We start from the raw sequence: 24,688 nt of genomic DNA, 5'->3' as shown, positions 1-24,688 counted from the left end.
CGGCTCCCTTTCCCCCTCGCCCCCCTGGGGGAGAGGGCTGGGGTGGGTAAAGACCGGGTACATCCTTTACGTTTGAGACCGGGGACATGGTTTACAGGTATCAATCATGGTCAGGAGGTGCTGACCATGCCCTGGAATCAAGAGTCCCCGATGGATCAACGAGTGAAATTAGTCAGTGACTGGCTCAGTGGCAGCTACACCAAGAGCCAATTGAGCCGGCGTTATGGGGTCAGCCGGCCAACCGTCGATAAATGGCTGGATCGGTATGCAGCGCTCGGTGTGGATGGCTTGAAAGAGCAATCCCGCAAGCCTTTGAACTGCCCTCATCAAACCCCGGATGAAATCATCGCCACATTGCTGGCCAGGAAAAACGAGCATCCCGATCGAGGCCCCAAACAGATCATTGATCGCCTGCGAAAGTCCGATCCACAGATCCCATGGCCGGCCGCGAGCACTGCTGGTGAGTGGTTGAAGAAGGCTGGCTTGGTCATTGCGCGGCGCCCTTATCCTTTGCGCCCGCGTGCTCCGACGCATTTACGCCCGGCCGATGAACCCAACCAGACCTGGTGTGCCGACTTCAAAGGGCAGTTCAGGATGCAGGACGGCAATTGGTGCTATCCGCTGACCATTACCGATCAGATGAGTCGCTATCTGCTGCTCTGCCGGGCGCTGCCCGGCACGCACAGCGAGCCGACGCGACAGGGATTCGAATGGGCTTTCCGGGAGTTTGGATTGCCGGACGTAATCCGCACAGATAACGGGGCGCCTTTCGCATCGACCGGTTTGTCGCGGCTGTCGAAGCTGTCCGTCTGGTTCATCAGGCATGGCATCCATATCGAGACAATCACACCAGGGCGTCCTGACCAGAACGGTCGACACGAACGGATGCACCGCACCCTCAAAGCAGCGGTACTGCGAACACCGGCGGAAAATCTCGTACGCCAACAGCTGGCCTTTGAAGAGTTCGTTCAGGACTTCAACCATGATCGACCACACACCGCACTGGGCATGAAACCGCCGGCTTCCGTCTACAGACCTTCGTTGCGCCCGTATCCGGGCTACTTGCCCGCGGTCGAATATGGCCCTGAGGTTGAGGTACGCAAGGTTCGCTCGAACGGCGAGTTCAAGTGGAAGGGGCAACGAATGTTTTTGGGCGAGGCGCTGATCGGCGAGGACATCGCGCTGAAGGAAGTGGCTGATGACGTGTGGGAGCTGTACCTTTGCAACTTCTGTTTAGGCAGGCTTGAGCGCGGTGCCAACCGCGTATCAAGCCTGTAAAAGGTGTAAACGATGTCCCCGGTCTAATGTGTAAAGGATGTACCGGTCTCTACAGTGAGGGGGTAAGCTCTTGATCTTCAGCAATCCCGCATCAGACGCGAAACTGATCCATCAGACTCTGCTGCTGATTCGCCAGGCTATTGAGCGACTGACTCACCCGCGCCGATTCATTCGCCTGCCCCGACAGCGACTCCGTCACATCACGAATCGTCGCCACGTTGTTGTTGATCTCTTCAGCCACCGCGCTCTGTTCCTCGGCGGCGCTGGCGATCTGCAGGTTCATGTCGCTGATCACCGTCACCGCATCGCCGATCTGGCGCAGCGCCGTCACGGCCTGGCCGACCTGTTCGACGCTGCCCTGGGCCTGGCGATGGCTGTTGCCCATCGAACCGACCACGTCCTGGGTTCCGGTCTGCAATTGCTCGATGACCTGGCGGGTTTCTTCCACCGATTCCTGGGTGCGGCGGGCGAGGTTGCGCACTTCGTCGGCGACCACCGCAAAACCGCGCCCGGCTTCACCGGCGCGGGCGGCTTCGATGGCGGCGTTGAGGGCCAGCAGGTTGGTCTGTTCGGCGATGGCGCGGATGGTTTCCAGCACGGTACCGATCTTCTCGCTGTTGGCGGCCAGGCCTTCGACCTGCACCATCGCTGCACTCATGTCGGCGGCGAGGGTGTCGATGCTGGCGGTGGTGCGGTCGATCACGGTCAGGCCCTGACGGGTGGCGCGGTCGGCGTCCTTGGCGGCTTCGGCGGCTTGTGCCGCGCTGCGGGCCACGTCCTGGGCGGTGGCGCTCATTTCGTGGGACGCGGTGGCGACCTGATCGACCTGACGGTATTGCTGCTCCATGCCGGCGCTGGTTTGAGTGGCGATGGCCGAAGACTGGTCGGCGGTGTTACGCGCGTCCTGCACCGAGCGTTTCACCTCGGCGATGATCGGTTGCAGCTTGTCGAGGAAACGGTTGAACCAGCCAGCGAGTTGACCGAGTTCGTCTTTCTTGTCATAGGCCAGGCGGCGGGTCAGGTCGCCTTCGCCGCTGGCGATGTCTTCCAGCATGTGGGCCACGCCGAGGATCGGTTTGGTCACGCTGCGCGCCATCAGCCACACCAGCAAAAGGCCGATCAGCGCCGCGAGCACGCCCAGGCTCAGTTCGATCAGGGTGCCCGAAGTGTTGCTGGCATCCAGTTGTTGCTTGAGCGCTTCGGCGCGGCTTACCAGAACCATTTCCGGCACATCGAGCAGCACGCCCCAGGACGGGCCACCGGGAATCGGCTGGAACGGCGACAGCACTTTCAGTTGCGCGTTGCTGTGCAGGCTGCTGACGGCGTTGCTCGAGGCGAGCAGACGCAGCAGTTCGGCGCCGCTGGTGGTGTCCACGGCATCCAGGCGCTGGCTGAGTTTATTGGCGTCCGGGCTGTAACCGGCGAGCAGGCCGGCGGGGCTGATGATGCTCACGGCGGTCTGGCCGTCGTAGAGCTTTTTGCTGGCGCTCTGGCTGATCGCTTGCAGGCTGTTGAGGTTGATGTCCACCGACAGCGAGGCGATGACTTTGCCGTTGACCATCAGCGGGAACACGATGCTGGTCATCAGCACCTTTTGCCCGTCGATCACATAGAAATAGGGTTCGATCACGCATGGCTTGAGCGTGGTGCGCGGGCAGGTGAACCAGGCGTTTGCGGCCTGACCGCTGGGGCCGGTGCTGGTGTCGGCCATGTCGCTTTCCGGCAGGGCCATCGAGGTCACCTTGCCCGGAGTCGGCTGCGACCAGTACAGGGCGAAACGGCCCTTGTCGTTGCTGCCTAATTCACTTTGCCCGGCGAATAGTTCGTCTTTGCCATCCAGCGCGTTGGCTTCGAACACCAGCGACAGGCCGAGCAGATCCGGATTGGCCTGCAAGGCCGATTTCACCTGACGGGTCATGTCCTCACGCAGGTCGAAGGCATCAAGGAAGCGCTTCTCGGCCTGCTCACGCAGGAACAGCACCTGACGCGAGAAACCGTGGCCATATTGATAGGCATCCATGAACTGCTGGCGAATGCCCGCTGCCTGGACTTCGCCCTGGGATTCGATGCGGGCCTGGGCCGACTCGGTGAGCATTTCCATGCTCGAAGCTTTGACCAGTTCGGAACTGTGCTCCATGCGATACAGCGAAAGACCTACCAACAGGGTCACGATACCGGCCAGGCAGAGCCCGGCGAGCAGGGTGATTTTCCATTGGATGGAAAGTTGTCTGAGTGACATGGAAACGTCCTTATTCGATAAATATCTGAGACTTTGCACTGTAACGGCCGCGTTTCGGCTTTCTTTATGGCGTAAATGCAATAGGGCGAATTGACGCATGTTGTGGCGGATATGCCTTGTTCAGCGGTTTGATCATGGAAAGTTACACAGTGTTGCGACCAGTCGCTTTGACACTGCGCCCGCGCTGCGGCACAGTGCGCGCCCTTCTAATAAGACCCTCTATGCAAATCCGCTGGCGACCCTCGTGGCTTGTCGGCCGGACTCATCCTGTCTGGCGGTGAATGGCTTTGCCGTCGTGTTTTTGAGGTAGTGAAATGAATGCAGTGATTGCTGCGGTCGGCGTCATGCTGATCCTCAGCCTGTCCCGGGTGCATGTGGTGATCGCGTTGATCGTCGGTGCGCTGGTCGGTGGCCTGACCGGTGGTCTGGGTATCGACGCCACGCTCAAGGCTTTCAACAGTGGCCTGGGCGGCGGGGCGACGGTGGCGTTGTCCTACGCGTTGCTCGGCGCTTTCGCCGTGGCGATTGCCAAGTCCGGACTGGCCCATGCGCTGGCCGACAAGGCTCTGGCGATGGTCGACCGTCAGCATGCGACCGGTGGCGGCAGCGTCAAATGGCTGCTGATCGGCCTGCTGTGGGTGGTGGCGATCGCTTCGCAGAACATCCTGCCGATCCACATTGCGTTCATTCCGCTGCTGGTGCCGCCGCTTCTCTATGTACTGACCAAGCTGCAACTGGACCGCCGGCTGATCGCCTGCGTCATGACTTTCGGCCTGATTACGCCGTACATGTTCCTGCCGGTGGGCTTCGGCAACATTTTCCTTAATGAAATCCTGCTGGCCAACGTTGCCCGCAGTGGCGTTGACATCAGCGGGATCAACGTCACCCATGCCATGGGAATTCCGGCGCTGGGCATGCTGGCAGGGCTGGGTATCGCCTTTATCAGTTACCGCAAGAAACGCGTCTACGACCTGGGAAAAATCGAGCAGGTCGAGCAGGTGGCAGTGCAGTACAACCCGCGCAGCCTGTTGATCGCCGGTGTCGCGATTGCGGCGGCCTTCATTATTCAGTTGCTGCTGGATTCGATGATTATCGGGGCGCTGGCCGGTTTCCTGATCTTTTCGGCGTCGGGCATCGTCAAATGGCGCGAGACGGATGACCTGTTCACCGAAGGCATGAAGATGATGGCGATGATCGGCTTCATCATGATCGCCGCCTCCGGATTCGCCGAAGTGATGAAGGCCACCGGCGAGGTGCAGACGCTGGTCGAGTCGTCGGCGTCGTGGATCAACCACAGCAAAGGCATCGGTGCCTTGCTGATGCTGCTGGTCGGGCTGCTGGTAACCATGGGCATCGGCTCTTCGTTTTCCACGGTGCCGATCCTGGCGGCGATTTTCGTGCCGCTGTGCGTGCAACTGGGCTTCAGCCCGATGGCGATTGTCTGCATCGTCGGCACGGCCGGTGCCTTGGGCGATGCCGGTTCGCCCGCATCGGACTCGACCCTCGGCCCGACCTCCGGGCTGAACATCGACGGCCAGCACCACCACATCTGGGACACCGTCGTCCCGACTTTCCTGCATTACAACCTGCCGCTGCTGGCGTTTGGCTGGGTGGCTGCGATGGTCCTGTAACCCCCCGTGATCGTTCCCACGCTTTGCGTGGGAATGCAGCCCGGGATGCTCCGCGTCCCAAAGCGTGACGCAGAGCGTCACAAGAGGCATTCCCACGCGGAGCGTGGGAACGATCTGCATCGGGATGTCGAACTCAGGTCTAAGCTCAACTTTTGGTTCCGCGTGCCGTTAAAGCCTTTAACCACGCCAATAAAATCAAAAGAGTGAGCCCCCATGCGCCTGAGTCTCAAGGCTAAAGTCCTGTCCCTTGCCGTCCTTCCGGTGCTACTCTTTGCGCTGGTGATCAGCCTGACCACGCTGTTCATCCTTCAGGAACAGGCGCGCAATGAAGTCCAGCAGACCCGCGAACGCCTGCTCGGCGATGCCAAAGCCACGCTGGCCAGCTACGTCGCCGTGGCCATGACCACCATCAAACCGTTGTACGACGCTGCCGCTCCCGGCGACGCCGAGGCGCGGGCGCAAGCGATCAAACTGCTGTCGAGCATCAAGTACGGCAAGGATGGCTACTTCTTCGGCTACGACTCCGAGACCGTGCGCCTGTTCAAGGCCAACGACCCCGAAGGCGTGGGCAAAAGCTTCAAGGACAACCGCGACCCGAACGGCGTCTACGTCAACCGCGACCTGGTGAAAGTCGCGAAGGACGGCACCCATTACCTGCAATACAGCTCGCCGCTGCCGGGCAACGCGCAAGTGCTGGTGCCGAAACTCGGTTACACCGAATACCTGGCGAAGTGGGACATGGCGGTGGGGACGTCGGTCAACCTCGATGGCATCGAAGCACAAGTGGCGGTGGTCGAGGCCAAGGTGCAGGAGCGCATGCAGGGCGTGGTGCTGAGCATCGTCGGCGTGGCGGTGGTGGTGTTGCTGGTAATTGCGGCAGCGGGGATGCTGCTGGCCAACACCATTCTGCGACCGCTGACCCTGATGAAAGCCAACCTCGATGACATCGCGGCGGGCGAGGGCGACCTGACCCGGCGCCTGACCATCACCAGCCAGGACGAACTCGGTGAACTGGCGGGCTCGTTCAACCGTTTCGTCGACAAGATCCACGGCCTGGTGCGGCAGATCACCGAGATGACCTCGCAACTGACCGGGCTGGTGACGCAAGTGTCGGATCAGGCCCAGCGCTCCGATCAGGCCATGGAGCGTCAGCGCCATGAAACCGATCAGGTCGCCACGGCGATCAACGAAATGTCCGCCGCTGCCCAGGAAGTCGCCAAGAGCGCGCAGAACGCCGCCGTCGCCGCGCAGCAGACCGACGAAGAAGGCCAGACCGCCAAGCGCGTGGTGGCTGGCAGCATCAAGCAGATTCATGCGCTGGTGGACGACATCCGCAGCAGCGGCGTGTCCCTCGACAGCCTGCAGCAGGACGTGTCGTCGATTGTCGGCGTGCTCGGGGTCATCCGCTCGATCGCCGAACAGACCAACCTGCTGGCACTCAACGCTGCGATTGAAGCGGCGCGGGCCGGTGAAGCCGGGCGCGGGTTTGCGGTGGTGGCGGACGAGGTGCGGGCGCTGGCGTCGCGCACGCAGATCAGCACTCAGGAAATTCAGGGCATGATCGACCGCTTGCAGGCGGGGACGCAGTCGGCGGTTGAAGCGATGCGTCGTTCCAGCGAGGCGGGTGACGGTACTTCGGCTCAGGCCAATCAGGCGGGGGCGTCGCTGGATGCGATGGCGGATCTGATTGCGACGATCAATTCGATGAACGCGCAGATCGCCAGTGCTGCCGAGGAGCAGACGGCGGTGGCCGAAGAGATCAACCGCAGCGTGCATCAGATTGCGGTGGCGGTGGATAACGTGGCGGACGAGACACAGTTGGGGGCGCAGACTTCGCGGAGTCTGGCCGAACTTGGCCAGCGACTGGGCAAACTGGTGGGCCAGTTCCGTATTTAAAGGTTGCTGCAAAAATGTTGTGGGAGCGGGCTTGCTCGCGAATGCGCTGTGTCAGATACAGAATGGCTGACTGACACGACGCCTTCGCGAGCAAGCCCGCTCCCACATTGGGTTTTGTGTAAGGCTCATGCTCTGTCCCAATACGGCACCTCCCCAAAACACTCAACAAAGAAATCAATCACCGTCCGCACCTTCACCGACAACCGCCGGCTCCCCGGCCACAGCACCGAAATCTGCTGCGGCTCGACACTGTTCGACACCTGATAATCCTCCAGCACCGGCACCAGCGTGCCCGCACGCACCGCCTCGCCGATCAGCCATGACGGAAACATCACCAGCCCCAGGCCTTGCACAGCGGCCTGGGTCAACGTGTCCGCGTGGTTGCCGGTGATCGGGCCCTTGACTGCATACGGCGTCCACTCGCCCTGATCCTGCCGGAAGAACCAGCGCTGCAGGCCCGTCGCGCCCTTGTAGGCCAGGCACTGGTGGCGGGCGAGGTCTTCGGGATGCTTTGGCGTGCCGAAGCGCTTGAGATACGCGGGACTGGCCGCGACCTGAAAGCGGTGCGGCGCGAGGATTCGCGCCTGCATGCTTGAGTCGTGCAACGGGCCGATGCGAAACAGCAGGTCGGCGCCTTCCTGCAACGGATCGATGTAGTGGTCGGTCTGCTGGATATCCAGTTGCAGCTTCGGATAACGCTCGCACAAACGACCCAGCCATGGCGCCAGATGGCGCTGACCAAACACCACCGGGGCGTTGATCCGCACCAGACCGGTCGGTTCGCTTTGCTGTTCCTGCAAGGCCTGTTCGGCTTCTTCCAGTTGCACCAGCACCAGCCGCGCGTGGTGGCCGAGCATGCGCCCGGCTTCGGTCGGCGTGACCGCACGGGTGTGGCGGTAGAGCAGTTGCTGGTTCAGCGCCTGTTCCATCAACTGGATCTGCCGGGAAATCGACGAGGGCGCCACGCCCTCGCGGCGGGCGACTTCGGAAAAACTGCCGTGGTCGAGCACGGCTACAAATAGCCTTAGCGCCTTGAATCCCAGTTCGTTGAGCCCATGCATCGTCTGTCCTGCTGTGCGAATTGCGCAAAAGTGTTGTCCGGATGCTCCCATTTATCGCACAGCTGCGCCAGCCGATAATCCGCGCCATCGTTTCCTTCAGAGGTTTTTCAGATGCAGTCGTTAGATGAAGTGAGTGCCGCGCCGGCCCCGGTCGCCCGGCCCGGTTTGCGGTTGTTGCTGTTGCCGCTGGTGATCCTGGCCGGCATGGGGTTGTCGGTGGAGGCGGGGTTGCTCGGGCCGTTGGGTGAGCAGGTCGGGCATTTGTGGGCGACCTTGAGCATTTTCGGGGTTGGGTCGGCGATTCTGTTTTTGCTGTTGTTGTTTGCGGGGCCGCAGAAGGGGCCGGCGCTGACGGATCTGCCGCGCTGGCAGTTGATCGGCGGGTTTCTGGGGCCGATGTATGTGGTGGTGCTGACGCTGGCCACGCCGCATATCGGGATTGCGATGACGATGATTGCGATTCTGTCGGGGCAGGTTGGCAAGAGTGTGTTGATTGACCATTTCGGGTGGTTTGGGGCTACGCGCAAGAAGGTCAATGCCGAACGTTGGCTGGCCTTGGTGTTGATTGTGGCGGCACTGATTTTGATTGCGCGGGGTTGATGCGATGAGTCTGGTTATTTTGTTGGCGGTCGTAGTGTTGGCCGGTGCGGTGTTGAGTGTGCAGGCGGCGATCAATGGGCGTCTTGGTGAAACCGTTGGTGTGTTGCGCAGCAGTTTGTTGACGTTTGTCGTCGGCGCTGTTTCTACGGGGTTGTTGATTTTGTTTTTTGAGCCTGCTCAGGCGGTGAGTTTGCTGGAGGTGCCGAAGTGGCAGCTTAGTGGGGCGCTGTTTGGGGTGGTTTATATGATGGTCATGGTTGGTGCAGTGCCGCGCGTTGGTGCGGCTGTGGCGACGGTGGCGGTGATTGTCGGGCAGCTTGGGATGGGGATGTTGATCGACAATTTTGGCTGGTTGGGGAATCCCGCTATTGAGTTGTCTTCGAGTCGGGTTTTGGCGATGGTTTGTTTGGGGCTGGCGCTGGTGTTCATGTATCGCAGTAGCGTGCGGCAGGCTGTTTGAACTTGGCGGCCTTTGGGCCGACCAGGTTCTCGGATTATTGAGTACATATCCGTTTCTTCGGGTGCGGCCGCTGGCGGTTTCGCTCTTACAGCGAGTCACTTTGGCAAACGCCCCAAAGTAACCAAAGGTCTGGGCCCCGGCGTTCGGCCCCTCGCTGGGGCTCGGGGTTCCTTCGTTCCGGGATTCATCCGGGGGCATCGCCTACGGTTTGCTTCGCTGCACCTCCTCTCGATGCATGCGGCTGCGCCGCACGGTCGCTGCGCTCCCACCCCCGGATAAATCCCTCCACTCAGCCTGCCGATGGGGCCGGCACGTCAAAAGCGGTACTCGAGCTAACGCTCATCGTTGTGACTGGTGAGTGGTGTGGGTTGGGAGGTTAGGTGGTTTTCACGTTCTACACTGGTAGCACGGCTGTTCTTTCGGCCTCAGACAACCACCACCAGAGGAGTCTGTTTCATGGCAGATAGAAAATGCGATTGTCCGGGATGTCGTTGCACGATCAAGGAGGGTGAGCATTCTTATGTGGCGCACGGGAAGCATTATTGCTGTGAGGCTTGTGCGCATCATCACAAGAGTGGTGAGGAGTGTTCGGGCAAGGGGTGTCAGTGTGCGCATCCCAAGTAATCTCGGGTATTGAAAAGGTGGAGCCTAATCAGGCTCCACTTCCAGTTTCAGGCTGTCGTCGTCCAGGCGTTCGGTATGGCGGACGTTGCCGTGCAGGCGGCGGCCTTCGACGTTGACGACGATGGTCTTGGCCTGTTCAAGGTCTTCCGGCAAGGGGGCCGGGACGCGCAGGGCGAAGCGGTAGGGGTCGTTTTCGACGGGTTCCAGGCCAACCGGGCAGTCGACGCTTTTGGTGATGCGACCGAACAGGGTGTCCAGGCCGTAGTCCAGGTGCGCCGGGCTGTTGATGGTTGTCATGTGTGTTCCCCCCCGAAAGTGTCCCCGCCTGCGCGCAAGCTTAGCTGGCCGGTCGCCATGTAACGTTTTCCACGCCGAATTTTTCTGCCATCGGCTTGCTGGTCTTTTGCACTTTCTCCCGGCCGAAACGCGGGATGCGGCCGACCCCTGCGTCGCAGCTTGCCCAGTGCCACGCCTCGGTGTTGTCCATTTTGTCCGAGCGGATAATGAACGACTTTGGCGTGCCGTGAAGGGTGTAATCGATGACGTACAGTTTTGCGTTGTTCATAAAGCCCATCTTCCTCCCTGTGGTAATAGAAGGATCGCTGGGCTGCGGGAAAATTCACTCGGATTGTCCGACGGTATCTATCAATGGCGAGGTCCCGGTCGGACTGGTTACCATGGCGCTTTCGCCAACCCCGATGAATGTTCGCCATGGCCCTCGCTGCGCCCCCTGATCTGAGTGATACCGATGTGCCGGTGCAACCGCTGGCGCGTACGTATCCGCGTGGGTTGTTTATCGAGCCGCACGAGCATGTCTGGGGGCAGTTGCTGTACGCGATGAGCGGCGTAATGTGGGTCGAGACGCCCCACGAGGCGCTGGTGGTGCCGCCGCAGCGGGCGGTGTGGTTGCCGCCGGGGGTGCCGCATGGGATTCGGGTGGTGTCGGATTTGCAGATGCGCAATATCTACTTGCGCCCGGCGCTGGCGGCGACGCTGGATCAGACGGTGCAGGTGATCGAGGTCGGCGGTCTGCTGCGTGAGTTGATCGTCGGGCTGGTGGCGCAGGGCGACAACGGTGATGCCGAGTATTACGAGGCGCTGGTCGGACTGGCGCTGTTGGAGCTGAAACGTGCAAGGCGTTCACAGCTGAAGATCCCGCTGCCGGACGATGCCGACCGGCGGTTGATGAGTCTGTGTCAGGCGGTGATGGCCGCGCCGTCGCTGGACATTCCTTTTGAACAACATGCCGAAAACGCCGGGGCCAGCGTGCGCACCCTGGCGCGTTTGTTCAAGGAAGGGCTGGGCATGGGCTTTGCCGAGTGGCGGCGGCAGGTGCAGTTGGCGACGGCGGTGGCGGAGTTGATCCAGGGCGTGCCGGTCAGCGCGATTGCCCGTGAGCTGGGTTATTCGCCGAGCAGTTTCAGCGACATGTTCCGCCGGGAGCTGGGTGTCGCCCCTTCGCAATTCGATGGCGGGCCGCTCGCCGACTGATTTGGCAGAAATTCAGAAGTCCTTGGCCGATGCCGGTCGCCGCCTTTCCCTAGACTTTGCCCATTCCCTTTGTGTGGCGGAGTGATCCCATGAATTACCTCATTTCACTGGCCGTCGGTCTGGGTGTCGGCCTGCTTTATGGCGCGCTGGATGTCCGTTCTCCGGCGCCGCCGACCATCGCGCTGGTGGGCCTGCTGGGCATGCTGGCGGGCGAGCAGTTGTGGCCAATGGGTCGGCAACTGGTCAGTGGCTGGCTGTCCTGAATTCTGTCCTTTCCCTTCGGTGGAGATTTCCATGAAAGCACTGCAATTCGATAAAACCGGCGACCTGTCGTCCCTGCGCTTCGTCGAGGTGCCGACGCCGGTGCCGGGCGCTGACGAGGTGCTGGTGCAGATCAAGGCTGCTGGTCTCAATCCCAGCGACGTGAAGAACGTGCTCGGGCGTTTCCCGTACACCACGCTGCCGCGTATTCCCGGTCGGGATTTTGCCGGTGTGGTGGTCGAAGGACCGCAGGCGTTGATCGGCCAGGAGGTCTGGGGCACCGGGCGTGAGCTGGGCTTCTTCGCCGACGGCTCCCACGCACAGTTCGTCAAACTGCCGGCCAATGGCGTGGCGCACAAGCCTTCGCATTTGAGTTTCACCCAGGCCGCCAGCCTCGGCGTGCCTTACACCACGGCGTGGGATGCGTTGGAGCGCAGCCTGGTCAGTGCCGAAACCCGTTTGCTGGTGATCGGCGGCGGGGCGGTGGCGACGGCGGCGCTGGCGCTGGCCAAAGTGCGCGGTGCGCAGTTGCTGGCGGCGGCGCGGCGGCCGGAGCAGGTCAAGGATTTGCAGGCGCAGGGTTTTCAGACGATCCAGCTGGATAAACCCGAGGATCTGGGTGCGCAGGTCAACGCGGTGTATCGCGGCGGCGCCGACGTGATCTTCGACACCACCGGTTTCTGGCTGCCGGCCTCGGTGGCGGCATTGGCGACCTTCGGCCGGATCGCGATCATCGCCGCGCCAGTCGATGGGCATGTGCAGTTGCCGGCGCTGGCGCTGTATCGCAAGGGCGGTTCGGTGGTCGGCATCAACTCGTTGCTGTATGGCGTTGAAGCCTGCGCGGCGATGCTGGAACAGTTCGGCCGGTTCTTCGACGAAGACCTGCTGCCACTGCCGCAAGGGCTTGTCGAAGCGCCGCTGGCCGAAGGGCTGGCGCGGTATGCCGATGTGAATCAGGGCAGCGGTGACAAGGTCATCCTCATCCCCTGATGCAAAACGACAAGGGCTCGCAGCCAATGGCTGCGAGCCCTTGTGCTTTAGAACTGATACCCGACCCCCGCGTAATACCCCCAGCCATTGGAACGCGCACGGAAATTACCGTCGCCGAAGTTCAGCTCGCTGCCGTCCTCCCAGTTGCCGCCGTTGTGGAAATAACGGCCGACCAGGGTGAAGCGCAGGTGGGTGAACGAGTACAGCAAGACGTTGGTCGCCACGGTGGCATTGGCGGTGCGCGCCGGGTTGTCCTTGTGCAGGTCCGAGCCAAAATCGAAGTTGGTGAAGCCGATGTAGGTCAGCGAGGCGCCGTTGCTGAATGTGTTGATCGGCACGATGTACTTGAGCTGCGCGCGGTAGCCGTCCCACGAATATTCGTTGCTGGCGCCGTAGTTTTCCCACTGGTAGCGCCCGTACAGGTTGGCCGACAGATTGACCCTTGAATGGGTGTCGATGTCGGTGCCCAAGCCGCTGTACAGCGTGTTGGCGCGGTTCTCTTTGCGGCTGCCGTGATCGTAGATCCAGTCGAACGCCACGTACCATTCCTTGAACGGCCCGATGGCCAGGCTGCGCCCGGCCAGGTAGTCGATGGAGATGCGCGGTTCGTGCTCCATGAACACCGGCGAGCCATGGTCCCACACGCCTTTGTCGTGGCTGTTGCCGATATTGAAGATCTTCGGAATGTCGATGTAGCCATACAGCTCGAACGGGCCCTTGCGCCCGAAGTATTCATATTCCAGGTAGATGTCGTCGGCCGGTTGCGGGCCAAAGCTGATGTCCTTGCTGCCGATCAGCATCAGATCCTGGTTGTACCAATCCGACAGGTATGCGCCTTTTTTTGGCGGACTGGCTTCAGGGCTGAGGGCTTCACCCTGGGCGGATTCATCGGGCAAGACCGGTTGCGCCAGTGCGGTGTGGCTGAGAACTCCGGTAACGCCGGCCAGTAGCAGGGAAACAGCAAAAGTGCGCGCACCGCGAAGGCGGTTGCAGGAAGAAGCGTGCATTCAAAGTCCTTTTTGCGGATCAAGACCCGGAATCATGGGCCTGTACGGTTTTGTAACGAAAAGGCGGTCAACAGCGACTCGCAAACGTTTGCATAAGCCGTACCAGTTTCTCAAGTGGCTGAAAATTCGATTGATTGGTGGGATTACCTGGCGACTCGGTCAACTCCCCTCAAAAGCGCCTCAAATCATCCTCAAGCCCTTGCTCAGAACGGCCGGAAGTATCGACGCAGGGCCTTATCGCACAAAAGTATTAACACTATTTAACCGGTGCCCCTTCGCGGGGCATCAACTAGCGTGTGTCTGGAACAGGACGGTTTATCTGATGACCGTCATACGCTTGATACGCGTGTTGGATCTTGCAGCTGTTACACGCCTTCAAGGACGAAATCGGCCACGAAAGGAGTAGCCCGTGGAAGCAAGGTTTGGTGTCGCCCTCGTTTCGCGTTTTTCCCCACTGTCCCTTGCTGTGCATCTGAGCGTCGTCGGACTGCTGTTCGGTGGCGTCAGCGAGCAGGCGTTAGCCACCTGTTCGGCGGCAGGCTCCACGATTACCTGTTCGGGCGTTCCGAGCCTGCCGCTGTTTCTCAATGACTACAGCAGTGCCACCAGCGGCCTGACGGTCAACGTCAACTCGGGCGCGCAGATGAATGCGACGCTGGGCGGCAAGGTCATCAACCTGACCGGGGCCAATATCAATCTGAACAACTCCGGCACCGTCGACCCGGCCTTGCTGGGCCTGGTGTCGATCCTCAGTGGCGGTGCATTCATCGGCACCGGCGCGACCAGCACGGTCAGCGTGGTCAACAATGCCAGCGGGATCATGCGTGGCACGGGGATGTTGCTCGGCCTCAACCTGACCAGCATTGACGGCCTGGCTATCGGCGTGAACAACGCGGCGGCGGGTACCACGACCATTACCAACAACGGCACCATTACGTCCACAGGGCTGTCGGTCGGCGGCATCACCCTGGCCGATACCCCGGTGGTCGGGGTGTATGGCGGTTCGCAAGTCAACATGACCAACAGTGCCAGCGGCACGATCAACGGCCGGATCGCGTTCGAGACGTCGGCAGCAGGCAACACCTTCACCAACGCCGGTAACATCACTGGCGGCTTGTCGATGGGTGCGGGCAGCACCAACACCTTCTACGCGATCACCGGTTCCAGCGTTAACGTCGGTGACGGTGTGCAAGTCTCCGTCGGCCTCGGTGGCCTGGTCGGCATCAACCTGACCTTCGCCCCGACCGGCACCATCGATGGCGGCGCGGGGGGCACCAACACGCTGATCCTGCAAAACCCGAGCGGCGTCGGTGGTGGCGTCACCGGGACCGGCACCGCGTCCAGCGCGACCTACGTCAACTTCAACAACCTGACCCTCAACAGCGGCACCTGGACCTTGCAGGGGCCGTTGGTCAGCGGGGCGACCACACTCAATGGCGGTGTCGCGCAGTTCAACGACAACGCCGCGTTCGGCAGCGGTGTGCTGACGTCCAACGGCGGGATCCTCCAGGCCAGCAACGCGGGACTGTCGCTGGCCAACCAGATCAATCTGGGCGCGAGCGGCCTGACCCTGCAGGGCATCAACGGCACGACCCTCAACGGCGTGATTTCCGGTACTGGCGGCCTGACCAAGATCGGCAGCGGTCAGCTCAACCTCAACGGCATCAATACCTACACCGGCAACACCGTGCTCAACGGCGGGACGGTGCTGGTGGGCAACAACCAGGCATTCAGCACCGGCGGCATCTCCGTTGGCGGCGCTTCGAGCATCTCGGCAACGACGCCGATTTCGCTGGCCAACGCGATCACGCTCAACAGCACCCTGACCGCAACCGGCACCGGAGCGCTGACCCTGGGCGGGGTGATCAGCGGTACCAGCAACCTGACCAAGACCGGCAGCGGCAGCCTGACCCTCAACGGCATCAACACCTACACCGGGAACACCAGCCTCAGCGCCGGCACCTTGCGCGTCGGCAACAACAACGCGCTGGGCACCGGTGTACTCAACACCAGCAACGGCACCAGCCTCGACAGCACCGGCAACGTGACCCTGGCCAATAACGTCGGCATCACCGGTGCGTTAAACGTGCTTGGCAGCAATGCCCTGACCCTGGCCGGCATCGTCTCCGGCACCGGCGCGATCACCAAAAGCGGCAGCGCCAGCCTGACCCTGACCGGCAACAACACCAACAGCGGCACCACCGCGCTCAATGGCGGCAGCTTGCTCGTCGGCAGCAACACCGCCCTCGGCACGGGTGCGTTGAACGCGGCGGCCGGCACTACGCTGGATGCGACCACCGCCGTGACCCTGGCCAACGCGGTGGCGCTGGCGGCGGATCTGACCATCGGCGGTACTCAGGCGCTGGGCTTGAGCGGGGTCATCAGCGGCGCCGGCAACCTGATCAAGAACGGCACCGCTAACCTGACCCTCAGCGGCAACAACACCTTCTCCGGCGGCACGGCGCTGAATGCCGGGACGCTGATCGTCGGCTCCAACACCGCGCTGGGCACCGGCGCGCTGACCACGGCGGCGGGCACCACCCTCGATGCCAGCACCACTGTGGCACTGAGCAACGCCGTCGCCCTCGGCGGTAACCTGAACATTGGTGGCAGCGCCAACCTGACCCTCGGCGGCGTGGTCAGCGGCAGCGGCGGGCTGACCAAAAACGGCGCGGCGAACCTGATTCTCAACGGCACCAATACGTTCCTCGGTGCTGTTGCGTTGAACGCCGGCACCATCACAGCGGGTGCCAACGCTGCGCTGGGCAGTGGCAATATCACTGTCGGCGGCGCGGCGACTCTCGACAGCAATACCGCGGTGACGCTGAACAACAACGTCATTCTCAACAACAATCTGGGGATCGGCGGCAGCAATGCGCTGACCCTTGGCGGGGTGGTCAGCGGCGCCAGTCAATTGATCAAGAACGGCACGGCCAACCTGACCCTCAACGGCGCCAACACCTTCACCGGCGGCACCGCACTCAACGCCGGCAGCCTGACCATCGGCAACGGCGCGGCGCTCGGCACCGGCACGCTGACCGTGGGCGGGGCGGGCGGCACGCTCAACAGCAGCGCCAACGTGACGCTGAACAACGCCATCGCGCTGAACGCCAACCTCACCACCGGCGGCGCCAACCCGCTGAATCTGGGCGGTGTGATCAGCGGCGGCAGCAACCTGATCAAGACCGGTGCTTCGACCCTGACCCTGACCGGCAACAACACCTACACCGGCGCTACTTCGCTGAACGCCGGGACGTTGGTCGTCGGCTCCAACACCGCCCTCGGCACTGGCGTACTCAACGCCGCCAACGGCACCACACTGGATGCCAGCACGGCGGCGAGCCTGGCCAACAACGTCAACCTTGGCGGCAACGTGACCATTGGCGGCAGCAATGCGCTGACCCTCGCGGGTGTGGTCTCAGGTGTCGGCGGCCTGATCAAGAGCGGCCCGGCCGATCTGATCCTCAACGGCGCCAACACCTACTTCGGCAACACCGCGCTGAACGTCGGCAAACTGATCGTCGGCAGCAACACCGCGCTGGGCAGCGGTGCACTGAACGCAGCGGCCGGCACCACGCTGGATACCAATACCGCCGTCACTTTGGGCAACCAGGTCAACCTCGCCGGGGCGCTCAATGTGGGCGGCAGCGCGGATCTGAGCCTCACCGGAACGGTCGCCGGCGCCGGTAGCCTGGTGAAAGACGGTGCCGCCAACCTGAGCCTCAACGGCACTAACACCTACGTCGGCGGCACCACTCTGAACGCGGGTACGCTGACTGTCGGCAACAGCTCGGCGCTCGGCACCGGCGCCTTGACCGTTGGCGGGGCAGCAACCCTCGACAGCAGTTCGCCGCTGGTCAGCCTGGCCAACGCAGTCGTGCTGAATGCGGCATTGAACGTCGGCGGCACGCAGAACCTGACCCTCGGCGGCGTGCTCAGCGGCACCGGCCAACTGGTGAAAGACGGGGCGGCCAACCTGACCGTCAACGGCACCAACACTTTCAGCGGCGGCACCACGCTCAACGCCGGCACCCTGACCGTCGGCGCGCCCGGCGCACTGGGCAGCGGCACGCTCACTGTCGGTGGCGCCGCGACGCTGGACAACAGCAGCGCCTTCACCCTCGGCAACAACATCACTCTCGATGCCGGGTTGACGGTGGCCGGCAACAACGGCCTGACCCTCAGTGGCGTGATCGACGGCGCCGGCAGCCTGACCAAAACCGGTCTGGACGACCTGGCCCTCAGCGGCACCAACACCTTCACCGGCGCGCTGAACATTGCCGCCGGCAGCGTCACCACCCTGAGCAGCGGGGCGCTGGGCAACACCTCCGGCGCCAACATCAGCGCCGGCGCCAGCCTCAACCTCGGCAGCAGCGCCAGCCTCGACGGCCTGAGCGGCAGCGGCAGCGTGCAGATCGGTGGCGGCAATACCCTCACCGTGGGCGGGGTGAGCAGCACCAGCACCTTCGACGGTGACCTCAGCGGCAACGGCGGTCTGACCAAGGTTGGCACCGGCACCCTGAACCTGACAGGGATCAACGGCATCGTCGGCAACACCGCCGTCAACGGCGGCACCCTGAACCTCAGCGGTTCGCTGGCCAGTGCCCAGGTCAACGTCAATACCGGCGGCACCCTCACCGGTAACGGTTCGGCACTCGGCGCGATGACCATCAACAGCGGCGGTCACCTGGCCCTGTCGTCGGGTAATACACTTTCGGCCGGATCGTTGACGCTCGCGGCCGGCAGCAATGTCGATGCGGCGCTGGGGGCACCTTCGACCACGTCGCTGATGAACGTCGGCGGCAACCTCACCCTCGACGGTAATCTCAACGTAACCGATGCCGGTGGTTTCGGCGTCGGTGTGTATCGTCTGTTCAACTACACCGGTGCCCTGACCAATCTGGGCCTGGACGTTGCCAGCGTGCCGGTCGGTTATGGGCTGGGCGATCTGGTGGTGCAGATCGGGGTTGCCAATCAGATCAACATTCAGGTCTCGGCGCCGAATTCGGACATTCGTTACTGGGACGGCAGCCAGACCATCGCCAACGGCACTGTCGATGGCGGCAGCGGTACCTGGAACGGCGCCGGCACCAACTGGACCGACGCCAATGGTCTGGTCAATCAGACCTGGGCCGGCGACTTCGCGGTCTTCCAGGGCACGGCCGGCACGGTATCGGTCAACGGCACGCAACTGTTCACCGGCATGCAGTTCCTCACCGATGGCTACAACGTGGTCAACGGCACCTCGGGACTGCTGACCGCCGTCAACGGTGCCGGCGGCACCACGGCGATGCGCGTTGATCCGGGCGTGACCGCCACAGTCGGCGTGAACATCAACGGCAGCGGCATTCTCAATAAACTCGACAGCGGCACCCTGGTGCTCAATGGCGCCAACAGCTACACCGGCGGCACGCAACTCGATGGCGGCAAAATCGTGGTCGGCAGCAACACCGCGCTGGGCAGCGGTGCGTTGATCGCCAATGCCGGCACGCAACTGGACAGCAACACCGCCGTGACCCTGGCCAACGCGGCCACGCTCAACGGTAACCTCACGATCGTTGGCAGCAATGCGCTGGCCCTCAACGGTGTGATCAACGGCACCGGCGGGCTGATCAAGAACGGCTCCGCCAACCTGACCCTTGGCGGCAACAACGCGTTCCTCGGCCCGGTGGCATTGAACGCGGGCGGACTGGTTCTGGCGTCGAACAGCGCGTTGGGTTCGGCCACCCTGAACGCGGCGAACGGCACTACTCTGGATGCCAGCAGTGCTGTCACGGCGGGTAACGCGATCAACCTGGCGGGTAACCTCGGCATCGTCGGCAGCAACGATCTGACACTCAGCGGTGCGATCAACGGCGCCGGCAGCCTGACCAAGAATGGCGCGGCCAACCTGACCCTGAGCGGGGCCAACAACTTCCTCGGCGGCGTCACCCTCAACGCCGGCACCCTGACCGCCGGCAGCAACGGCGCCCTCGGTCTGGGCAACCTGACGGTGGCCGGTGCTTCGGCGCTGGACAGCAACACCTCGGTGTCGCTGGGCAACAACGTGGTGCTCAACGCCAATCTGACCAACACCGGCAACAGCGACGTGGCCCTCAGCGGCGTGGTCAGCGGCACTGGCGGTCTGATCAAGAACGGCGCCTCTAACCTGACCCTCAACGGCATCAACACCTACAGCGGCGGCACCACGCTGAACGCCGGCACCGTGACCCTCGGCACCGCGGCGGGCCTGGGTTCCGGCGCGGTGACTGTGGCAGGCGCGTCGACCCTCGACACCACGGCGCCGCTGGTGCTGGCCAACAACCTCAACGTCAATGCCAACCTGAGCGTGGCCGGCAACAACAACCTGACGCTCGGCGGCGTGATCGCCGGGGCGGGCACCCTGACCAAGAACGGTCTGGCCGACTTGACGCTGTCCGGCAACAACACCTTCAGCGGCACCTTCGACGTGCAGTCCGGCAGCCTGACCACCCTGGGCAACTCGGCACTGGGCAGCAACGCCGGAGTCAATCTCGGCAATGCCGCGACGCTGAACCTCGGCGGTTCGGGCAGCCTCGCCAGCCTGACCGGCAGCGGCACCGCACTGATCGGCGGCGGTAACACGCTGAGCATCGGCGGCAACAACGCCAGCAGCATTTTCGGCGGTGTGCTCACCGGCACCGGCGAACTGAGCAAACTCGGCACCGGCACGCTGACCCTGACCGGCCTTAACAGCCTGACCGGCAACACCACGGTCAACGCCGGCACCTTGAACGTCAGCGGCTCGCTGGACAGCGCCAGTGTGCTGGTCAACAGCGGCGGTACCTTGACCGGCGGCGGCTCGCTCGGTGGAGCCGTGACCGTGGCGGATGGCGGTCATCTGGCCGGTGCCACCGGCAGCACGCTTTCGGTGAATTCGCTGGTGTTCAACGCCAATTCCAACTTCGATGTCGGCCTCGGCACACCGGTCTCCGGTGGCGGCAACGCGCTGGTCAACGTCGGCGGCAACCTGACCCTGGACGGCACCCTCAACGTCAGCGACATCGGCGGTTTCGGCAGCGGCGTGTACCGCTTGATCAACTACACCGGCGGCCTGACCGACAACGGCATGCTGATCGGCACTGTGCCGGGCAGCGTCACTCCGGGCGACCTGACCCTGCAAACCGCACTGGCCAACCAGATCAACCTGCTGGTTACCGCACCGGGCGTTACCGTGCAGTTCTGGGACGGCAACCAACTGGTCGCCAATGGTTCGGTGGATGGCGGCAGCGGCACCTGGGGTACCGGCACCACCAACTGGACCGACGTCAACGGCACCACCAATCAGGCCTGGACCAACAACTTCGCGGTGTTCCAGGGCACGGCGGGCACTGTCACCGTCAACGGCGCGCAAACCCTCACTGGCATGCAATTCGTCACCGATGGCTACAGCCTGCAGAACGGCACGGCCGGGTCGTTGAATCTGGTCAACGGGTCGCTGGGCAATGCCACCGTGCGGGTCGACCCGAACGTCACCGCCACCGTGGGCGTGGCGCTCAACGGCGCCGGCACACTGGGCAAATACGACACCGGCACCCTGGTGCTGAACGCGGCCAACGGCTACACCGGCGGCACTGCGCTCAACGGCGGCAAGATCGTGGTCGGCAACAACGCGGCCCTCGGCACCGGCGTGTTGACCGCCGCCAACGGCACGGCGCTGGACAGCAACGCGGCAGTCAGTCTGGCCAACGATGTGGTGCTCAATGGCGGACTCACCGTCGCCGGCTCCAACGCCTTGACCCTCGGCGGAGTGGTCAGCGGCAGCGGCAGTCTGATCAAGACCGGCGCGTCGAGTCTGACCCTCAACGGCAGCAACATTTACAGCGGTGGCACTCAACTGTCTGGCGGCTCGCTGATCCTGGGCAACAACAGCGCGATCAGCAGCGGCGCCCTCAGCGTGCTGGGCAACGGCACCCTCGACAGCACCAGCGCGCTGCAACTGGCCAACGCCATCAACCTGGGGGCGCAACTGACCCTGGCCGGCAACCAGAACACCACGCTGATCGGGGCAATCACCGGCAGCGGCAGTCTGGTGAAAAACGGCAGTGGCGATCTCGTCCTCAGCGGCGCCAACACTTACAACGGCGGCACGACGCTGAACGGCGGCAGCACCCGTGGCGACACCAGCAGCCTGCAAGGCGCCATCGCCAACAACGCGACGCTGACCTTCGAGCAGAACAGCGACGGCAGCTACACCGGCAATCTGACGGGCGCCGGCGTCCTGAACAAAACCGGCACCGGCGCCTTGCTGCTGACCGGCAACAACACCTTTACCGGCAACACCGCGGTGCAGGGCGGTTCGCTGAACGTCAACGGTGTGCTCAACAGTGCCAGCGTCAACGTAGCCAGCGGGGCGAAGGTCGGCGGCAGCGGCGTGTTCGCCGGCGCCGTGCAACTGGCCAACGGTGCGACGCTGACCGGCGGCGGCACTGCAACGCCGTTGTCGGTGGGTTCGCTGGCATTGTCTTCAGGCACCAACCTGGACTTCAGCCTCGGCTCGGCCGCCAGTTCTACAACGGTGGTCAACGTCGCCGGCAACCTGACCCTCGACGGCACGCTGAACATCAGCAACGCCGGCGGCTTCGGCACCGGGGTCTATCAACTGTTCAGCTACGGCGGCAGCCTGACCAACAACGGTCTGGTCTACGGCAGCCTGCCGGTGTCGGCGGCCAATCTGACCCTGCAGACCGCGCTGGCCAATCAGGTCAACCTGCTGGTGCAAAACACCCCGGGCGAAGTGCAGTTCTGGAACGGTGGCACCACCAATCCGGACGGCAGCATCGGTGGCGGCAGCGGCGTGTGGGGGCCGGGCACCAACTGGACCGATCCGAGCGGTACTCAGGCGCTGGCGTCGAACGGTCAGTTCGCCGTGTTCGGCGGGCAGAGCGGCATAGTCACGGTGCAAGGCAATCAGAACTTCACCGGGTTGCAGTTCCTGTCCAGCGGTTACAGCCTGGTGCCAGGCGCCGGCGGTACGCTGACCCCGGTCAACGGCCCGGGCGGCAGCCTCGCGCCGGTGCGGGTGAATGCCGGTGGCAGTGCGGAAATCTCCGTACCGCTGGTGGGCAGTGGCGGCATCGAGAAGCTGGATTCCGGCACCCTGATCCTCAGCGGCGCCAACACCTACAGCGGCGGGACTACGGTCAGCGGCGGTACGCTGATCGGTAATACCACCAGCCTGCAGGGCAACATCCTCAACAACGCATTGCTGGTGTTCCAGCAGAACGCCAATGGTCAGTTCAACGGTGTGCTCAGTGGTACCGGCGCATTGGCCAAGCGGGGGGCCGGAACCCTGCTGTTGACCGGTAATCAGCCGTTCAGTGGCACGGTGGCGGTTGATCAAGGCGTGTTGCAGGTCGGCAGCCGTTCGGCTCGGGCTTCGCTCGGCGGGCAGGTCACCGTGGCCAACGGCGCCGGGTTGAGCGGTAACGGCAGCGTCGGTTCGTTGGTCAACCATGGCGTGGTGCAATCCGGTGCCGAGGCTGGCACCTTGAGTGTCGCCGGCAACCTGACCAACGCCGCCGACGGTGTGCTGGCCCTGACCGTCAGTTCGCCGACCGCCACCCCACTGGCGGTCGGTGGTACCGCCACCCTGGGCGGCGGTCTGCAGGTCAACAGCCTGGCACCGTTCACCGGCAATACCGTGTACTCGCTGATCACCGCCGGTGGCGGAGTGACCGGCACCTTCAGCGCCGCCGACCTGCCGCAATATGCGTTCCTCGACACGGCGCTGGTGTATGACGCTAACGCGGTGAACCTGGTGGTCAGCCGCAACGGCAACTCGTTCGTCGACGTCGCCGCCACCCGCAACCAGCGCAACACCGCCTCGGCGTTGATGCGTAACGGTGCGGCGGGCAGTGCGTTGCAGGACGAAATCGTCAACCTCAGCGTAGCCGGGGCACGTAACGCCTTCGACAGTCTGTCGGGGGAAATCCATGCCAGCACCGCCAGCGCAATCCTCGAGGATTCGCGCTACGTGCGGGACGCGGTCAACGACCGTATGCGCCAGCCGTCGTGCAGCGCGCCGGACGATCCACGCCGGGCCCTGGCCCCGAGCGACAATCAGTTGAGCAGCAACGGCTGCCACGGCGAGATGGTCGGCTGGGCCCGCGCACTCGGCGCCTGGGGCGAGTCGGACGGCAACAGCAACAGTGCGAAGCTGGATCGCAACCTGAGCGGTTTCATGCTCGGCACCGACAAGCAGCTCGACGACCAATGGCGCGTCGGCATGGCCGCCGGCTACACCCGCAGCGATCTGGATGCCCATGATCGTCGCTCGGATGCCACGGTCGAGAGCTACCACCTGGCGGCGTACCTCAACTCGCAATTCGATGCCCTGGCGGTGCGCCTTGGTGCGGCGTACAGCTGGCACGACATCGAGACCAAACGCGACGTCAGCGTCGGCGCCTACAACGATCGGTTGAAAGCCAATTACGACGCCCGTAGCGCCCAGGTGTTCGGTGAAGTCGGCTATGCCATCGAAGCGGCCGGGATTGCCCTGGAGCCGTTCGCCGGTCTGGCGTACGTCAACTACGACAGCGACAAGGCCAAGGAAAAAGGCGGGGTGGGGCGTCTGCGCGCCGAGTCCGATCAGGACATCACCTTCTCGACCCTGGGCGTGCGCGCCGGCAAGGTCATCACCCTGGCCAACGGCGGGCAGTTCACCCCGCGCGCGGCCCTCGGCTGGCGGCATGCCTTTGGCGACACCAAACCCGACGCCGACCTGACCTTCATCGACGGCGGCGCCTCGTTCAACACCCAGGGCGTGCCGATTGCCAAGGACAGCGCGGTGGTCGAAGCGGGCGTGGACTTCCAGATCAGCCCGACCGGCAAACTCGGTATCGGTTACTCGGGGCAGCTGTCGAACGAGAGCAACGACCATGCGATGACCATCAGCTTCAGCCTCGGGTTCTGATTCAGGAGCGAAGCACTTCAGCCGCCCGCAAGGGCGGTTTTTTTTTGCCCGATCACAGGCTGCGGACGTGCTTTCACCGCAACTCGGATCTTGCTGTAGGAGTTTGCTAAAGCGGCAGGCTTGTTTCTGGCATCACGGACATGTCCTACATGATTAAACGATTGTCCTGACTGCGTCGAACCGTAGACCCACGCAAAGTCCCGAGCCTGAAAAAGGC

At 63.2% G+C, this 24,688-nt stretch carries 15 protein-coding genes and 2 pseudogenes; 11 read left to right on the top strand and 6 right to left on the bottom strand.

Annotated elements, in window-relative coordinates; translation table 11 throughout:
- Nucleotides 1-126: 126 nt before the first annotated feature.
- Nucleotides 127-1,278, top strand: a complete 1,152-nt coding sequence (locus tag PDR5_RS18950; RefSeq protein ID WP_064592843.1) for an integrase core domain-containing protein — start codon at nt 127-129, stop codon at nt 1,276-1,278.
- A 91-nt stretch (nt 1,279-1,369) separates the two neighbouring features.
- Here the strand turns inward: PDR5_RS18950 and PDR5_RS30520 are convergent, their stop codons facing one another.
- Together PDR5_RS30520 and PDR5_RS30515 are read right to left on the bottom strand one after the other, a co-directional pair.
- A complete protein-coding gene (locus PDR5_RS30520) occupies nt 1,370-2,125 on the bottom strand; it encodes a methyl-accepting chemotaxis protein (protein ID WP_371262551.1) in 756 nt (251 codons plus the stop codon).
- Between the two features lie 102 nt (nt 2,126-2,227).
- A pseudogene (locus PDR5_RS30515) lies at nt 2,228-2,374 on the bottom strand (HAMP domain-containing protein); the annotation flags it as partial.
- Between the two features lie 1,457 nt (nt 2,375-3,831).
- Here PDR5_RS30515 and PDR5_RS18940 point away from each other — a divergent pair.
- The 3 genes and pseudogenes from PDR5_RS18940 (at nt 3,832) to PDR5_RS30505 (ending at nt 7,044) form a co-directional block, all read left to right on the top strand.
- Complete coding sequence (locus PDR5_RS18940; RefSeq protein WP_039770253.1) at nt 3,832-5,148, top strand: Na+/H+ antiporter family protein; 1,317 nt, start codon at nt 3,832-3,834, stop codon at nt 5,146-5,148.
- A gap of 213 nt (nt 5,149-5,361) precedes the next feature.
- A pseudogene (locus PDR5_RS30510) lies at nt 5,362-6,138 on the top strand (cache domain-containing protein); the annotation flags it as partial.
- 84 nt (nt 6,139-6,222) lie between these two features.
- The gene (locus PDR5_RS30505) at nt 6,223-7,044 is read left to right on the top strand and encodes a methyl-accepting chemotaxis protein (protein WP_371807413.1); all 822 of its coding nucleotides are present in this window, start codon (nt 6,223-6,225) and stop codon (nt 7,042-7,044) included.
- A 125-nt stretch (nt 7,045-7,169) separates the two neighbouring features.
- Here PDR5_RS30505 and PDR5_RS18930 read toward each other — a convergent pair whose 3' ends face one another.
- The gene (locus tag PDR5_RS18930) at nt 7,170-8,105 is read right to left on the bottom strand and encodes a LysR family transcriptional regulator (RefSeq protein WP_064597971.1); all 936 of its coding nucleotides are present in this window, start codon (nt 8,103-8,105) and stop codon (nt 7,170-7,172) included.
- Nucleotides 8,106-8,216: 111 nt separating this feature from the next.
- Here PDR5_RS18930 and PDR5_RS18925 point away from each other — a divergent pair, with 111 nt between their 5' ends.
- The 3 genes from PDR5_RS18925 (at nt 8,217) to PDR5_RS29410 (ending at nt 9,789) form a co-directional block, all read left to right on the top strand.
- A complete protein-coding gene (locus PDR5_RS18925) occupies nt 8,217-8,705 on the top strand; it encodes a DMT family transporter (RefSeq protein WP_064597969.1) in 489 nt (162 codons plus the stop codon).
- Nucleotides 8,706-8,709: 4 nt separating this feature from the next.
- Nucleotides 8,710-9,165: a DMT family transporter gene (locus tag PDR5_RS18920; protein WP_039770319.1), complete on the top strand. Its 456-nt coding sequence runs from the start codon at nt 8,710-8,712 to the stop codon at nt 9,163-9,165.
- A 456-nt stretch (nt 9,166-9,621) separates the two neighbouring features.
- Complete coding sequence (locus PDR5_RS29410; protein ID WP_074689145.1) at nt 9,622-9,789, top strand: metallothionein; 168 nt, start codon at nt 9,622-9,624, stop codon at nt 9,787-9,789.
- A 24-nt stretch (nt 9,790-9,813) separates the two neighbouring features.
- Here PDR5_RS29410 and PDR5_RS18915 read toward each other — a convergent pair whose 3' ends face one another.
- Nucleotides 9,814-10,086 (bottom strand): hypothetical protein, encoded by a 273-nt coding sequence (locus PDR5_RS18915; protein ID WP_064597964.1) that lies wholly within the window; start codon nt 10,084-10,086, stop codon nt 9,814-9,816.
- A gap of 40 nt (nt 10,087-10,126) precedes the next feature.
- Nucleotides 10,127-10,354, bottom strand: a complete 228-nt coding sequence (locus tag PDR5_RS18910) for a DUF6555 family protein (RefSeq protein ID WP_064597962.1) — start codon at nt 10,352-10,354, stop codon at nt 10,127-10,129.
- 137 nt (nt 10,355-10,491) lie between these two features.
- Between PDR5_RS18910 and PDR5_RS18905 the strand changes: the two genes are divergently transcribed.
- From PDR5_RS18905 to PDR5_RS18900, 3 genes are all read left to right on the top strand, one after another.
- Nucleotides 10,492-11,280 carry an AraC family transcriptional regulator gene (locus PDR5_RS18905; RefSeq protein WP_064597959.1) on the top strand — a complete coding sequence of 263 codons (789 nt, stop codon included), beginning with the start codon at nt 10,492-10,494 and terminating at the stop codon, nt 11,278-11,280.
- Nucleotides 11,281-11,369: 89 nt separating this feature from the next.
- Nucleotides 11,370-11,543: a DUF1427 family protein gene (locus PDR5_RS29405; protein WP_080770641.1), complete on the top strand. Its 174-nt coding sequence runs from the start codon at nt 11,370-11,372 to the stop codon at nt 11,541-11,543.
- A gap of 31 nt (nt 11,544-11,574) precedes the next feature.
- Nucleotides 11,575-12,531, top strand: a complete 957-nt coding sequence (locus PDR5_RS18900; protein ID WP_064597957.1) for a quinone oxidoreductase family protein — start codon at nt 11,575-11,577, stop codon at nt 12,529-12,531.
- Between the two features lie 47 nt (nt 12,532-12,578).
- On the opposite strand, the gene PDR5_RS18895 is transcribed toward PDR5_RS18900, so the two are convergent.
- On the bottom strand, nt 12,579-13,538 hold the full coding sequence (locus PDR5_RS18895) for a nucleoside-specific channel-forming protein Tsx (protein WP_064597955.1): 960 nt from the start codon (nt 13,536-13,538) through the stop codon (nt 12,579-12,581).
- A 409-nt stretch (nt 13,539-13,947) separates the two neighbouring features.
- Between PDR5_RS18895 and PDR5_RS18890 the strand changes: the two genes are divergently transcribed.
- Nucleotides 13,948-24,471, top strand: a complete 10,524-nt coding sequence (locus tag PDR5_RS18890) for an autotransporter-associated beta strand repeat-containing protein (protein ID WP_064597953.1) — start codon at nt 13,948-13,950, stop codon at nt 24,469-24,471.
- Nucleotides 24,472-24,688: the final 217 nt, after the last annotated feature.

This window comes from Pseudomonas sp. DR 5-09 (genome assembly GCF_001655595.1).
Taxonomy (GTDB): Bacteria; Pseudomonadota; Gammaproteobacteria; order Pseudomonadales; family Pseudomonadaceae; genus Aquipseudomonas; species Aquipseudomonas pharyngis.
This window is presented reverse-complemented; position numbering and strand designations above follow the sequence as displayed.

Coding starts and splice junctions, on each gene's coding strand:
- PDR5_RS18950 (WP_064592843.1), top strand. CDS start 127: ATGCCCTGGAATCAAGAGTCCCCGATGGATCAACGAGTGAAATTAGTC.
- PDR5_RS30520 (WP_371262551.1), bottom strand. CDS start 2,125: ATGGAGCAGCAATACCGTCAGGTCGATCAGGTCGCCACCGCGTCCCAC.
- PDR5_RS18940 (WP_039770253.1), top strand. CDS start 3,832: ATGAATGCAGTGATTGCTGCGGTCGGCGTCATGCTGATCCTCAGCCTG.
- PDR5_RS30505 (WP_371807413.1), top strand. CDS start 6,223: ATGACCTCGCAACTGACCGGGCTGGTGACGCAAGTGTCGGATCAGGCC.
- PDR5_RS18930 (WP_064597971.1), bottom strand. CDS start 8,105: ATGCATGGGCTCAACGAACTGGGATTCAAGGCGCTAAGGCTATTTGTA.
- PDR5_RS18925 (WP_064597969.1), top strand. CDS start 8,217: ATGCAGTCGTTAGATGAAGTGAGTGCCGCGCCGGCCCCGGTCGCCCGG.
- PDR5_RS18920 (WP_039770319.1), top strand. CDS start 8,710: ATGAGTCTGGTTATTTTGTTGGCGGTCGTAGTGTTGGCCGGTGCGGTG.
- PDR5_RS29410 (WP_074689145.1), top strand. CDS start 9,622: ATGGCAGATAGAAAATGCGATTGTCCGGGATGTCGTTGCACGATCAAG.
- PDR5_RS18915 (WP_064597964.1), bottom strand. CDS start 10,086: ATGACAACCATCAACAGCCCGGCGCACCTGGACTACGGCCTGGACACC.
- PDR5_RS18910 (WP_064597962.1), bottom strand. CDS start 10,354: ATGAACAACGCAAAACTGTACGTCATCGATTACACCCTTCACGGCACG.
- PDR5_RS18905 (WP_064597959.1), top strand. CDS start 10,492: ATGTTCGCCATGGCCCTCGCTGCGCCCCCTGATCTGAGTGATACCGAT.
- PDR5_RS29405 (WP_080770641.1), top strand. CDS start 11,370: ATGAATTACCTCATTTCACTGGCCGTCGGTCTGGGTGTCGGCCTGCTT.
- PDR5_RS18900 (WP_064597957.1), top strand. CDS start 11,575: ATGAAAGCACTGCAATTCGATAAAACCGGCGACCTGTCGTCCCTGCGC.
- PDR5_RS18895 (WP_064597955.1), bottom strand. CDS start 13,538: ATGCACGCTTCTTCCTGCAACCGCCTTCGCGGTGCGCGCACTTTTGCT.